The following is a 12,850-nucleotide window of genomic DNA, read 5'->3' on the forward strand; positions in this document are numbered from 1 at the left end:
ATGAAGGTCCTGGTCACCGGCGCCTCCGGGCTCCTGGGGCGCACCACTGCCGGGCTGCTCGTCGCCCGTGGTGACGACGTCACGGTGATGCAGCGCCGCCACGCCGGTCTCGACTGCCCCGAGGTGCTCGGCGACGTCGCCGACCACGAGGCGGTCGCGCGCGCCGTCCGCGGCCAGGACGCCGTCCTGCACCTGGCCGCCAAGGTGGACGTGGTCGGTCCGCGGGCGGCGTACGAGCGCGCCAACGTGACGGGAACAGCGACCGTCGTCTCCGCCGCCCGTGCAGCCGGGGTGGGACGGTTCGTGCAGGTGTCGTCCCCGTCGGTCGCGCACACCGGCCGACCGCTCGTCGGCGCCGGTGCGGAGCCGGCCGACCCGGAGCACGCCCGCGGGCACTACTCGCGCACCAAGGCCGCCGCCGAGGTGCTCGCCCTGTCCGCCGACGGGCCCGACCTCGCGGTGCTCGCCGTGCGGCCGCACCTCGTGTGGGGCCCAGGGGACGTCCAGCTCGTCGCCCGCCTCGTGACCCGCGCCCGCAGCGGGCGCCTGCCGCTGCTCGGCGGCGGCACCGCGCTGATCGACACCACCTACGTGGACGACGCCGCCGCGGCGCTCGTCGCTGCGGTCGACGCCTGCGGACCCGACGCCCACGGGGAGGCGCTCGTCGTCAGCGGCGGGGACCCCCGACCGGTGGCCGAGATCCTCGACCGGGTCTGCCGGGCGGCCGGGGTGCCCCCACCGCGGCGCCACGTTCCCGTGCCCCTCGCGCTGGCCGCCGGCGCGGTCGCCGACCGGGTCTGGGCGGTCACCGGGCGTACGGACGTCCCGCCGGTCACCCGGTTCCTCGCCGAGCAGCTGACGACGGCGCACTGGTTCGACCAGCGCCGCACCCGAACGCTGCTGGGATGGGCTCCCACCGTCGGGCTCGAGGCGGGCTTCGAGGCCCTCGCCGCGTGGTACGCCGCCACCTCGCGCTAGCCGGCACAGGAGCGGGCCGCCGCCGCACGCACACCACGCGCCGGCCCCGGGTAGTCCCCATCGAACGGGTCGTCCGCGGCCCGATCCGACGACCCGTTTGATGGGGACTACCGAGGGAGGGCGCGGGGGGAATGTGGTCGGTCCCGCCTCAAGGGTGGAACGCCCACCCGGCTGGACGCCGTACGATCCGAGCAACGACCGGCGGTAGTGGGGACTCCGCTGATCGGGACCCCGACGGCCTCCCGTGGCTGCCGGGTTCCCCTGGGGGGAGCACGCCCCGCGGCCGGATCCCCTCGTGGCCGCGGGGCCTCTGCCTTCCCGACGTCGCGATCGGGGAGGAGGTTCTCCTCGGACGGGCGGGTGACCCGGACGGGCCACCTCGGCATGGTCAGGACGGGGGGTGCCGACATGGCTCCTGGGGATGAGGAGCCCTAGTCATCGCAGCATCGTTGTGCCTAGGTTGAGCGCTTGCGGGCAACACCCCCGAGTGCCCGCGCTCCATGCACGAGTGACAAAGGAGTCCTCGATGGTCAGCAAGCGTGCTCGACGATCTCTCGGCGTAGCCACAGCCAGTCTGATGGTCGCCTCTGCCGGTGCGGTGATACCGGTGACGGCGTCGTCCTCGGCCGCGGCACCCGCCGGCAAGGCGTGTGACAGCCGCAACAACAACAGCTACTCCAAGCTGCTCGAGTGCGTCTCGGCGGAAGGTGTCACCAAGCACCTCGAGGCCTTCCAGGCCATCGCCGACGCCAACGGCGGCACCCGAGCCACCGAGACCCCCGGCTACCGGGCGAGCGTCGACTACGTGGTCGAGGTCCTCGAGAAGTCGGGCTGGTCGGCCGACGTCGTGCCGTTCACCTACAACGCCACCGACACGGTGCTCCAGCAGGTCGCGCCGACGCAGACGGCGCACCCCCACGCCGGCGCGACCGGCACGGGTGAGGGCGACGTGACGGAAGCCGTCGTACCGGTCGACATCAACCTGGCCGGCACCCGGCAGAACACCAGCGGATGCGAGGACGCCGACTTCGCCGGCTTCCCGGCCGGCTCCATCGCGCTCCTCCAGCGCGGTGGCCCCCCGGCGCCCGCACCCACGTGCTCCTTCCGGGTCAAGGCGTTGAACGCCGAGGAGGCCGGCGCCTCCGCGGTCATCATCTTCAACCAGGGCGACGCGTCCGCCGGGGATCGCTTCGGCGTGATCAGCCCGACCCTCGCCCCGACCGCCGAGGACCCGATCGTCGTCGACATCCCCGTCGTCGGCACGAGCTTCGCGGCCGGTCAGGCCCTGGCCCAGCCGGGTTCGCGGGCGCGGGTCGCCGTCGACTTCCGCGAGGTGACCGACTTCAACGTCATCGGCGAGCTGGAGGGCGAGGTCGACGACAACGTCGTCATGGCCGGCGCCCACCTCGACTCGGTGCCTGCGGGACCGGGCATCAACGACAACGGCAGCGGCTCGTCCGGGCTGCTCGACGTGGTCGAGGCCATGGGCAACTCCAAGCCCCACAACACCGTGCGCTTCGCGTGGTGGGGTGCCGAGGAGATCGGCCTGCTCGGGTCCACCGCATGGGTGGGGCAGCGGACCCAGGCCGAGAAGGACGAGATCGCGCTCTACCTCAACTTCGACATGATCGGCTCGCCGAACTACTACTTCGGTATCTACGACGCCAACGAGTCGAGCTTCGTGGCGCCCGTGCCGGTGCCCGAGGGCTCGGAGCACATCGAGGGGACGCTGGAGTCGTTCTACACCGTGCGCAGCGAGCCGTACGACGACTCGGCCTTCAGCGGACGCAGCGACTACCAGGCCTTCATCAACAACGGCATCCCGTCCGGCGGCCTCTTCACGGGCGCGGAGGTCGTCAAGACCCCGCAGCAGCAGGCGATCTGGGGTGGTGTCGCCGGTGAGTCCTTCGACCAGTGCTACCACCTGGCCTGCGACACGATCGACAACGTCAACCAGAAGGCGCTCGACGTCAACTCCGACGCCGTCGCGTTCGCCGTGCTCACCTACGCCTACTCGACCGAGGGCGTCAACGGTGTGCCGGGTCGCAAGGTGCCGGGCAAGTTCACCATCCCGGCTCCCGCCGGTCCGGAGCACACCTTCGCCGGGCCCCTCGGTGGCGACGACGGCCACGACCACGACCACGAGGCCGAGGCCAGCTGAGGTCGCTCGGGACCTAGCCCGCAGCAGCATCGTCCGGCCGGGGAGGGCGACACAGTCGCCCACCCCGGCCGGACGTCGTTCTGCCTGACCATCGCTCGAGGACGGTAGAGACTGCGCCGTCCTCGGCGTGCGAAACTCAGCGGATGGCGCCCACCGATGACGAGAAGTGGCTCGCACGGAACGGCGCCGGGCTCGACGACCCCGGATCTCGGAACCAGGGGCGGTAGATGGACCTCGGGGACTACCGAGCTGCGCGCCACCGGCGACTCGTCGAGATGGCGACCGAGCTCGGCGTGCCGGCGGACCAGGCCGCGGAGGTGGCCGATCGTGTGATCGAGGACCAGCGGCGCCTCATCGTTCGATCTGCCGACCCCGACGAGGTCGTCGTTCCCGCGCTCCGGGAGGAGGTGCTCGGCCGGCGGTCCCGCGGCCCCTCGCTCGCGGTCTTGGTGCTCGTCGCTGTCGTCGCGGCGGCGTTCGCGGTCGCGATCGTGACCGGCGCGCCCGACCGCGAGGAGGTCGAGCGGAGGGCCGCGACGGTGCCTGCCCTCGTGGGCCTCACCTCCGCCGAGGCCGTCAGCGCGCTGGGGCGCGCCGGGATCGCGACCCGGGTGGACCCGGTGCCCCAGTGCGACCCGGCCGGGCAGGTGCTGGGGTCCGTGCCGCCGTCCGGCGACACGGTCGGGCCCGACGAGGTCGTGGTCGTCATCGCGACGGCGACGCCGTCGTGGCGCTGTCCTGCCGACGCCGCCGGCCGCGTCCAGGCGTGGGCGTTCCTGCGCTTCCTCGTCTCCGGCTCGGCCCGCCCGCGCCTCGCGCCCGAGGTGCGGCTCTACGTCGACGGCGAGGCGGCCGGGTCGGCCGACGGGACCCAGTCGGCCACCTCGCCCGACTGGCGTCGGCGCCTGCGCGACCCCGTCGTGGCCTACGCGGTGCGCCCCGTGGCCAACGACCTGGGGCAGCCGGTCGTCTCGATCACGCGTGGGTCGCCACCGCCCACCACGTGCGGCGTCCCCACCCCGAGCCCGTCCGGCGTCGCTGGGGCTCCCACCCGAGTGGTGCTCACCGCCAGCGGCGCACGACGCGGCGACGGACCGGGGGACGGACCTGAGCTCGGGTGCCAGCTCACGATCGACCTGTTCGAGGACGACGAGGGAGCCATCGCAGTCGTCTCCGTGACCCTTCCGGGCGGCAGTGGTCTCGGACCGCCGTCCTGGGTGCGGACCCGCGACGACCAGGACGCACTCGACGACTGACCGCTGGTGCTCGTGCGCCGAGGCACGGTCAGGTGCGCTTCTCGCACTCCCGGAGCTTCTCGGTCTGGCACACGTCGAACCCGCCCGAACGCCCCATCACGATGTCCTTGCCCGCCTTGGTGGCCGTCACCCGGGAACGGCTCAGGTCGGCGCGCACCCGGTCATGGCCGCCGAGCTCGAGCAGCAGCTCGTTGCGCCCGCCGTCACCCTTGAGCCGTGTCGACCTCCCTCCCAGGCTGTTCGACTCGTAGGAGTCCTTGCCGCCGCGGAGGGCGACGTCACGGTCGTACGTCGTCGGCGCGACGACCTTGACGTGCTCGGTGCCGCTGGTGCCGCGGAACGTGAACCGCCCGCGCTCGGCCGACGTGGTGAAGACCAACGGTCGAACTGGCAGGCGGAGCATCGTGTCGGCGCCGGATCGAGGTGCGTAGCGACTCAGCTCGTGCGCTCAGCGCGCCAGATCCGGACGTCGGAACATAGGGTGGGCCCAGATGGGAGGTCACTGATGAGCGGTCCGGTTCAAGCCCGGCAAACGTTCGTGACGGTGCTGGTTGCGCTGGTTGTCGCGATGCTTCCGGGCGCCCCGGCCGCGGCCGGACAGCCACGCGCAGTCGCACGCGTCTGTCCGGAGACGGAGTCTTCGAAGGAGGTTCTCGCCTCGTCGGTGACGGTGCGATTGACAGAGGTGGAGATGCTCCGCGTGACGCGCGCTGGCCCAGGATTCACAGCGAATGCTCGGGTGCTGAGACACGGCACCGCCACAGCGTCCGTGACGGTGACCAGTGATGTGTGCCCGGACGGGGTGTCCAACCCCGCAACGGCGACGAGGCGGCTGAATCGGTCCGTGTCACGCCGGGCGACGGTCCGAAACCGGACGGCAGCATCCAGTTCGCTCGCGACCCATCTGGCTCTGACGGCCGCGAAGGACAAGGCGCGCGAGCGCATGCGCAAGGCGCTCATCGTGGCGGCGACCCGGCAAGCGAGGGACGAGGCTTCGGACGTGTCGAGCTCCGGACCGTAGTGGTGGGCCTCGAGACGCTTCCGTCGCAGCGGTGCCAAACCGCAGTGACGCACCCGGGCCGCAGGGCTTCCGGATCTCGGGCTGGGGCGATCTCACAGGCGGCGATATGAGTGGCGTCGCGATCGCTCACCGGGTGGGCCGAATGCCCTCTACGCGTCAGCCGCTTCCCGGGTAGCCACACGTAGGTGGTGAACGATCCGGCCGAGGCTTCGAGCTCTGAAGTACGCGGCGGGATCTTGTCGGTACAAGTCCCAGGAAGCCGACTCATCCAAGACAGCACGGAGTTCTTCGAGCGCTGCGTCGTCGTCGGGTGAGAACTTCGATGAGAGCGCCAGATCGGCAAGTTCCCTCACCAGGCGCTCCTGGTCACTGCTCGAGTGACCGTCCCCGGTGAGCCTCCTCCAACGGCCGACGGCGAACAAGGCTGCCTCTCTCTGGCGCCCGTGCCAGGTCGTGAGCGCGTTGGGATTGGGGTCGCTCCGTCGCGGAACCCGTTGCCCGGCGCGCTTTGCGGACCGCCGCTCTGCCGCATAACTACCTAGTTCTTCCTGCCACAGGGAGTGCGCCTGCCGGAGCACCGCAACCGCCGCGACAAGGGCAGCTTCGTTCGACCGGTAAGGCCCAGCGGTCGACTCCAGGTAGTCAAGGGTCGCGTGGCAGCCGATCGGGGAGTACTTCTCCGCGCATTGGTGCAAGGCGATCACCCGGGCGCCCATCGGCAGGGCGCTGGACTGAGCCCTTCTCGCCGCCTGCTGGAAGGTCACGATCGGATCGTATTCGTGTTGTCAGCCCACGATCGCGTCAGATGCTGCGCGTCCATCGCGGCGGATCCGGTCGTTGCTGCTAGTCCGACAGGTCGCGCTCCCGATCCCGACGTCCTTGGTCGATCGCAACGAGGACACAGGCCGCAGCGCCCAAGGGCAGGAAGTCCAAGACCCCCACACCGTCTACGAGGTTGCTGACGAACAGCAGGGCGCCAACCACCACCACCGCAACCTGAAGCGTCCCGCGCTTCCGTGCTGACATGAGGCCCCCCTCGGCTGAGTGCCAATCTACGCAGGCTCCCACCGGCAGATCGAGGCGAACTGATCGCGGCAGATCCGGACGTTGAAGCACTCCGTTCAACGCCCCAGCAGCCCGAGCGCGGCGTCCACGATGGACGCCGTGTCGAGGCCGTGCAAGGCGTAGGCGTCGGCGAGGCTGGTGGACTGTCCGAACTCGGAGACGCCGAGGCACCGGATGCGGTCCCCGCGCGCCCCGGCGAGGAACGCGAGCGTGTGCGGGTGCCCGTCCTGGACCGTGACGAGAGGCGCAGGTGCGTGGGCCGGGAACAGCTCGTCGATGACGTTGCCGTCGCGTGCAGCGCGGTTGCCGCGCTGCTGGAAGGACCGGAAGACCAGGTCGGGGCTGGTCAGGCAGACGACCCCCGTCCGGACGCCGCTCGCGGTAAGGACCCGGGTGGCGTCGATGACCTCGGGCATGAGGGCGCCAACGCCCACGAGCGTGACCTCGTCCTGGTCGGCGGGATGCTGGCTGAGGCGGTAACCGCCGGCGATGGCCTGCTGGCGACGGCGCTCGAGCAGCGCCGGCTCATCGGGCACCTCTGCGAGAGCCGGGTCCAAGGGTCGCGTGGAGAGCCGGAAGTACGACGACGTGCCACCCTCCACCCCGACGCGACTGGCCGCGTGAAGGAACGTCCATTCGAGGTCCTGGGCGAAGGCGGGCTCCCAGGCGATGCAGCCGGGTTGCTCGAGACCGATGGAGGGGGTGGTGATGGACTGGTGCGCGCCGCCCTCGGGCGCGAGGGTGACGCCGGAGGGGGTGCCGACGAGGATGGACTGTCCGCCGGCGTAGATGCCGTACGACCACGGTTCGAGGGCGCGGCTGACGAACGGGTCGTAGATGGTCGCGACGGGGATGAGACGTTGGCCCCAGCGTGACCAGGTGGTGCCGAGCTCGCCGAGGAGGCCGACGAGGTTGACCTCGGCGATGCCGAGCTCGATGTGTTGTCCTGTCTCGCTCTCGGACCAGCGCAGGACTCGTTCGCGGTCGTCGGCGAACCAGTCGTGGCGTTCCTGGACCGACCAGACGCCGGTCTTGTTGATCCACCCTCCGAGGTTGGTCGACGAAGCGACGTCGGGACTGCAGGTCACCAGCCGGGCAGCCAGCTCCGGGGCGTCGCGCACGACGTCGGCAAGCAGCCGTCCGAGGGCGGCCTGGGTGGAGACGGGCTTGCGGTGCGGGTGCCCCAACGCCGTCGGCACCTCGACGGCTCCGGTCGTGGTGGTGGCCGGGCGGGCGAGCGCGTCGGCGCGCTGCGTGCAGAGCCGCCCGGCGGCGGTGTCGGTGGGGAACGGGGCCCACGGGTCGGTCGTGTCGATGCCGCAGACGTCGGCCAGATGGCGCATCTGCGGTTCCGTCAGCAGGGCGGAGTGATTGTTTGGGTGGCCCTCGGTGGCCAGGCCGCGGCCCTTGATGGTGTACGCGAACACGACGGTCGGGCGGTGGTCGTCGGCACCGTCGAAGGTGTCCACGAGCAGCGGCAGGTCATGCCCACCGAGGTCCCGCACCGCGTGGGCGAGGTCGTCGGTGCCGAGCGAGCCGACGAGGTTGCGCAGGGCCAAGGAGTCCTGGCCGGCCAGGATGCGCTCGGCGACCTCGCCTGCCGGGACGCGCAGCATGCGCTGGTACTCCTCGTTCGGCATCTCCTCCAGCCGCCGCCGCAGCTCGGCGCCGCCGGGTCGCTCGAACAGTTCGGAGACGAACTGGCCCCACTTGAGCGTCACGACCTGCCAGCCCGCGGCGGCAAACATGCCCTGGAGGCGTTCGATCTGGATGTCGGGTACGACACGGTCGAGGGACTGCCGGTTGAGGTCGACGACCCACAGCAGCTCGCCGAGCGAGGCGACCTGGGGGTCCGCGACGGCCTCCCAGATGGCGCCCTCGTCGAGCTCGGCGTCGCCGAGGAGACTGACGAACCGGCCCGCGTCAGGGGTGTCGGCGAAGTGGCTGCGAGCGTAGCGGTGGGCGATGGCGGCCCACAGCGCGGCGGTGGCGCCAATGCCGACGGACCCGGTGGAGAAGTCGACGGTGTCGGGGTCCTTGAGCCGGCTGGGGTAGCTCTGGAGGCCGCCCTTGTCGCGCAGGGTCGTCAGGTAGGCCGGGTCGAGGTCGCCGAGCAGGTAGTTGATGGCGTGCAGGACCGGGGAGGCGTGCGGCTTGACCGAGACCCGGTCCTCGCCGCGGAGCGTGTGGAACCACAGCGCGACCATGATGTCCACCATCGAGGCGGATGAGGCCTGGTGGCCGCCGACCTTCACGCCGCTGCTGTTCGGGCGGCCGCGGTTGGCGGCGTCGACGATCGCGGCCGAGAGCCAGAGCACCCGTTGGGCTACGGAGCGGAGCACATCGCCGGACTCACCGGCCCGGTCGACGGAGGTATCGGAGGTATCGGAGGTGTCGGCAGTTGTGTCGGTCGTGGTCGCCGTGGCAGGCATGTGGAACTCCTCGTTCGTTGCGTTGCACCAAGAATGCACTATGCTGCACTTCATGGACAACCGGGCGAACGAGCTTTCCGCCGCCATCGGCGGCAAGGTACGTGGTGAGCGACAGTCGCGGAAGTGGACGCTTGACCAGCTCGCCGAGGCCACCGGCGTCAGCCGCCGCATGCTCATCAACGTCGAACAGGGTTCGGCCAACCCCAGCGTCACCACGCTCCTGCGGATCAGTGACGCGCTCGGCATCGGACTGCAGGCGCTCGTGGCGGTCCCGCAGACCAAGCGCGTGAAGGTGGTTCGTAGCGGCGAGGGGGCCGCGTTGTGGACCGGTCCCGGCGGCGGCCGCGGGGTCCTGCTGGCTGGCACGACACCGCCGGACGTGCTCGAGCTGTGGGACTGGACCCTGGCGCCCGGGGACCGGCACGACAGCGAGGCCCACGTGCCTGGCACGAAGGAGATCCTCCAGGTACGTGAGGGCAGCGTCACCGTGCAGGTCGCCGACCAGGTGGAAGTCCTCGCCGTAGGCGACGCCATCTCCTTCGCCAGCGACGTCACGCACTCCTACGCCAACGACAGCGACGAGCCGGCGCGCTTCGCGCTGACGGTGTTCGAGCCCGGCGTGGGCGCCTCAACCACCGCGGAGCCGAGCCATGACTGAGAACCACCCCCGCCCCGCTGACCTCCAGGCGTTTCTGGCCGCCGCACAGGTGCACCCCGCCGTAGTCGCCCTCCGCCCGGACTACCGCGTGCTGCTGCTCGCGGTGGACGGCATGACGCCGGGCGCCAGTGACGACGCCAGCGAACGCATGCTGGTGCGAGCCGAGTCGGTCGCTCGCGAACTCCTCGCTGGCACCGCGGTGGAGGACCTGCCGCACGTCACAGCCTGGCGTGAGGCGTACCGGTCCTTCGGCGCCAAGCCGCAGCGCACCCGCAACAGCCTCGAAGCCCTCGTGCGCCGACCCGCGGCCGGCCTGCCGCGGGTCAACCGCCTCACCGACGTCTACAACGCCATCAGCGTCATCCACCAGGTGCCGCTCGGGGGCGAGGACCTCCCGGCGTATGCCGGTCCACCGCGACTCGTCCGCGCGACAGGCCACGAGGTCTTCGAAACCGTCGCGGCCGGTGCCGACGTCGACGAGAACCCCGAACCGGGGGAGGTCGTGTGGCGCGACGCAGTCGGTGTGACATGCCGGCGCTGGAACTGGCGCCAATGCCGCCGCACCCAGCTCACCCCGCAGACCACGTCGGCAGTCTTCATCCTCGACGCCCTGGCCCCGCTGTCCGATGGGGCCCTCGTCGCCGCCGGTGACGAGCTCGCCGAGCACCTTGCACGCCTGGGTCCCCGCGTCGAGGTCGCCACCCGCCTCATCGCCCCGAGCACCTCGACCGCCCCGACCGCGCCGCAGCACCGACAGGACCACCCGTGATCTGCTGTCAGTTCATCTTCAAGCCCGGCACCTACGACGACGAGTTCCACCGCCTCGACGCAGAGATTGACGACTACGCCAGAGCCCTGCCGGGCTTCGACCGGGTCGAGAAGTGGCTCTCGCCCGAGGGGGACGTCGTCAACGCCATGTACTACTTCGCCGACCGCTCGTCCGTCGCGCAGCTCGGCCGGTTCCCACAGCACCGCGAGGCCAAGGGCCAGGTCGCGCGCTGGTACGACGGCTACCGCATCGTCGTCTCCGACGTCAGCGCCACCTACGGCGACGGGCGCCTCCCAGCGCCACCCTCCGCCCACACCACCCCAGACGCCGCCACCACCTCAGACCCCCCAGCCGGCCAGCCGACCGACCGGGCCACCCATCAGGAGCAGTCATGACCCAGGCCCCGACGGCCGGCACCCGCCCGGACAAGCACGACTTCGCCACCCTCACCGGCAACACCTGGTCGGTGCACGGCGGCAACCACGCCGACGAGACCACGGGCGCCATCCGCACCCCCATCGTCATGGCGAACTCCTACCGACTTCCCGAGGACCCCAGCGACATCGACCACCCCGACTACCAGGGTCTGGTGTACACGCGCGAGCACGGCGCCAACCAGCGCGGCCTCGAGGAGAAGCTTGCCAAGCTCGACCACGGCGAAGCCGCCGCCGTGTTCGGCACCGGCATGGCCGCACTGCACGCCGCCTTCTTCACCATCCTCAACCCCGGCGACCACGCCATTGTGTCCAACGTCGTCTACATGCGCGTCGCTGGGCTCTTCACCGACGTGTTCCCCCAGAAGCTCGGCATCGAGGTCGACTTCGTCGACATCACCGACCTCGACGCCGTCCGCGCCGCCCTCCGCCCCAACACCCGCCTCGTGCACACCGAGGTCATCGCCAACCCCGACCTCCGCGTCGCCGACATCCCTGCACTCGCCGGCATCGCCCACGACGCCGGCGCGCTGCTGACCATCGACTCGACGTTCACGCCACCACCGATGATGCGCCCCCTCGACCACGGCGCCGACCTCGCCATCCATTCGCTGACTAAGTACTACAACGGCCATGGCGACGCGATGGGCGGCGTCGTCATCGGCGCCCGCGACCTGGTCGAGCCGACGCGCACCGGGGCGATGTGGCACGCCGGCGGCGCCATCTCCCCGTTCAACGCCTGGCTCATCATGCGCGGCTCCACCACGCTGCCGCTGCGTCTACAGCGGCAGTGCGAGAACGCCCAGGCGGTCGCTGAGTTCCTCGAAGCGGATCCCCGCGTCGTGCATGTCTCCTACCCGGGACTGGTCAGCCACCACCAGCACGCCGCCGCCGTGTCCCAGCTCTCCGGCGGCTTCGGTGGTGTCGTCTCGTTCGCCATCGGCGGCACCCACACCGACCGGCTGACGTTCGTCAACGATCTGCGCGTCATCACCTCCGCGGTGAGCCTGGGTCACGACGAGACCCTCGTCGCCTACGAGGAGTACCCCGAGGGCCCCGCCAAGGCATTCGCGCAGCCGTTCCGAGAGCACGGGCTCGTCCGCCTCGCCATCGGTCTCGAGGCCGAGAACGACCTCATGGCCGACCTCGGAGCCGCCCTCACCACCGCCTACGGACCGCGCTGACCATGCCTGTCGAGACCACCTTCGCCATCGTCGACGCGTTCACGACCGAGCACCCGTTCTCCGGCAACCCGGCCGGGGTCGTGGTCCTGGACGCCTACCCCGACGACGTGTGGATGCAGGGCGTCGCCAATGAGCTTCACCAGGCCGAGACAGCGTTCCTCGTGCCGGCGCAGGATCCGGCGTCGTTCCGGCTGCGCTGGTTCACCCCGGTCGCTGAAGTGGCCCTATGCGGTCACGCCACCCTCGCCAGCGCGCATTGGTTGTGGGAGAGCGGGACAGTCCCCGACGGCTCGACGATCACCTTCACCACCGCCAGCGGTCCCCTGAGCGCGGTGCGTGACGGCGACCAGGTCGTGCTGGACTTCCCGTCCGTCCCCGCCGAGCCGGTGCCACCATCCGCCGACCTGCACGCCGACCTTCGCACGGCACTCGACGGAGCGGTCCCGGTCTGGACGGGCATCACAAGCAACGACGACCCGGGAGAACGCAACGTGCTCGCGGTCCTCGAGACCGAGGCCGCCGTGCGCGGTCTCGCACCCGACCTGCAGGCCGTCACGCGGCTCCCGGCCGGCGGTCTCATCGTCACCGCGAAGACGCGCACCGGTGGAGTCGTGTCCCGCTACTTCGCCCCCGCCTACGGCATCCCCGAGGACCCGGTCACCGGCTCAGCCCACTGCACCATCGGTCCCTACTGGCAAGACCAGCTCGGCACCACCCTCCTCGCCGAACAAGCATCACCGCGCGGCGGAGCACTGCGAGTCGACACCGGCACCGCCGGACGGGTGCACCTGTCCGGGACAGCGCGCACCGCCGTCACCGGGCTCATCCACTGACTCACCCCGTCCCACCGGCGCACGCACCCGTGCCGACGCATCGCTGCCACCCACCCCGA

At 71.0% G+C, this 12,850-nt stretch carries 11 protein-coding genes; 8 read left to right on the top strand and 3 right to left on the bottom strand.

What is annotated here, in order from left to right:
* The 3 genes from HN031_RS15330 (at position 1) to HN031_RS15340 (ending at position 4,395) form a co-directional block, all read left to right on the top strand.
* Positions 1-978, top strand: a complete 978-nt coding sequence (locus tag HN031_RS15330; RefSeq protein ID WP_172271904.1) for an NAD(P)-dependent oxidoreductase — start codon at positions 1-3, stop codon at positions 976-978.
* Positions 979-1,555: 577 nt separating this feature from the next.
* Positions 1,556-3,139, top strand: a complete 1,584-nt coding sequence (locus HN031_RS15335; protein WP_253943486.1) for a M28 family peptidase — start codon at positions 1,556-1,558, stop codon at positions 3,137-3,139.
* 227 nt (positions 3,140-3,366) lie between these two features.
* Positions 3,367-4,395 carry a PASTA domain-containing protein gene (locus HN031_RS15340; protein ID WP_172271910.1) on the top strand — a complete coding sequence of 343 codons (1,029 nt, stop codon included), beginning with the start codon at positions 3,367-3,369 and terminating at the stop codon, positions 4,393-4,395.
* 28 nt (positions 4,396-4,423) lie between these two features.
* Here the strand turns inward: HN031_RS15340 and HN031_RS15345 are convergent, their stop codons facing one another.
* The 3 genes from HN031_RS15345 to HN031_RS15355 form a co-directional block, all read right to left on the bottom strand.
* Positions 4,424-4,774, bottom strand: coding sequence for a hypothetical protein (locus tag HN031_RS15345; RefSeq protein WP_172271913.1), 351 nt, complete (start codon positions 4,772-4,774; stop codon positions 4,424-4,426).
* Between the two features lie 791 nt (positions 4,775-5,565).
* Entirely contained in the window at positions 5,566-6,180 is a 615-nt protein-coding gene (locus HN031_RS15350; RefSeq protein WP_172271916.1) for a hypothetical protein, read from the bottom strand.
* 357 nt (positions 6,181-6,537) lie between these two features.
* Complete coding sequence (locus HN031_RS15355; RefSeq protein WP_367650783.1) at positions 6,538-8,799, bottom strand: pyruvate dehydrogenase; 2,262 nt, start codon at positions 8,797-8,799, stop codon at positions 6,538-6,540.
* Positions 8,800-8,965: 166 nt separating this feature from the next.
* On the opposite strand from HN031_RS15355, the gene HN031_RS15360 reads away from it, so the two are divergent.
* Genes HN031_RS15360 through HN031_RS15380 form a run of 5 tightly spaced genes read left to right on the top strand, consistent with a single transcriptional unit; the run spans position 8,966 to position 12,791 of the window.
* Entirely contained in the window at positions 8,966-9,571 is a 606-nt protein-coding gene (locus HN031_RS15360; protein WP_216652540.1) for an XRE family transcriptional regulator, read from the top strand.
* Positions 9,564-10,340 (top strand): B3/4 domain-containing protein, encoded by a 777-nt coding sequence (locus HN031_RS15365; protein ID WP_172271925.1) that lies wholly within the window; start codon positions 9,564-9,566, stop codon positions 10,338-10,340. Before HN031_RS15360 ends, HN031_RS15365 begins: the two co-directional genes overlap by 8 nt.
* A complete protein-coding gene (locus tag HN031_RS15370; protein WP_216652504.1) occupies positions 10,337-10,735 on the top strand; it encodes a hypothetical protein in 399 nt (132 codons plus the stop codon). The genes HN031_RS15365 and HN031_RS15370 overlap by 4 nt, the downstream gene beginning before the upstream one ends.
* Positions 10,732-11,958, top strand: a complete 1,227-nt coding sequence (locus tag HN031_RS15375) for a PLP-dependent aspartate aminotransferase family protein (RefSeq protein ID WP_172271928.1) — start codon at positions 10,732-10,734, stop codon at positions 11,956-11,958. Before HN031_RS15370 ends, HN031_RS15375 begins: the two co-directional genes overlap by 4 nt.
* A 2-nt stretch (positions 11,959-11,960) precedes the next feature.
* Positions 11,961-12,791, top strand: coding sequence for a PhzF family phenazine biosynthesis protein (locus HN031_RS15380; protein ID WP_172271931.1), 831 nt, complete (start codon positions 11,961-11,963; stop codon positions 12,789-12,791).
* The last annotated feature ends 59 nt before the right edge of the window (positions 12,792-12,850 follow it).

The sequence above is a fragment of the Nocardioides sp. zg-1308 genome (assembly GCF_013155375.1).
Classification (GTDB): Bacteria; Actinomycetota; Actinomycetes; order Propionibacteriales; family Nocardioidaceae; genus Nocardioides; species Nocardioides renjunii.

Excerpts from the sequence above, each read along its gene's own strand:
- HN031_RS15330 (WP_172271904.1), top strand. The coding sequence starts at position 1 with ATGAAGGTCCTGGTCACCGGCGCCTCCGGGCTCCTGGGGCGCACCACT.
- HN031_RS15335 (WP_253943486.1), top strand. The coding sequence starts at position 1,556 with ATGGTCGCCTCTGCCGGTGCGGTGATACCGGTGACGGCGTCGTCCTCG.
- HN031_RS15340 (WP_172271910.1), top strand. The coding sequence starts at position 3,367 with ATGGACCTCGGGGACTACCGAGCTGCGCGCCACCGGCGACTCGTCGAG.
- HN031_RS15360 (WP_216652540.1), top strand. The coding sequence starts at position 8,966 with ATGGACAACCGGGCGAACGAGCTTTCCGCCGCCATCGGCGGCAAGGTA.
- HN031_RS15365 (WP_172271925.1), top strand. The coding sequence starts at position 9,564 with ATGACTGAGAACCACCCCCGCCCCGCTGACCTCCAGGCGTTTCTGGCC.
- HN031_RS15375 (WP_172271928.1), top strand. The coding sequence starts at position 10,732 with ATGACCCAGGCCCCGACGGCCGGCACCCGCCCGGACAAGCACGACTTC.
- HN031_RS15380 (WP_172271931.1), top strand. The coding sequence starts at position 11,961 with ATGCCTGTCGAGACCACCTTCGCCATCGTCGACGCGTTCACGACCGAG.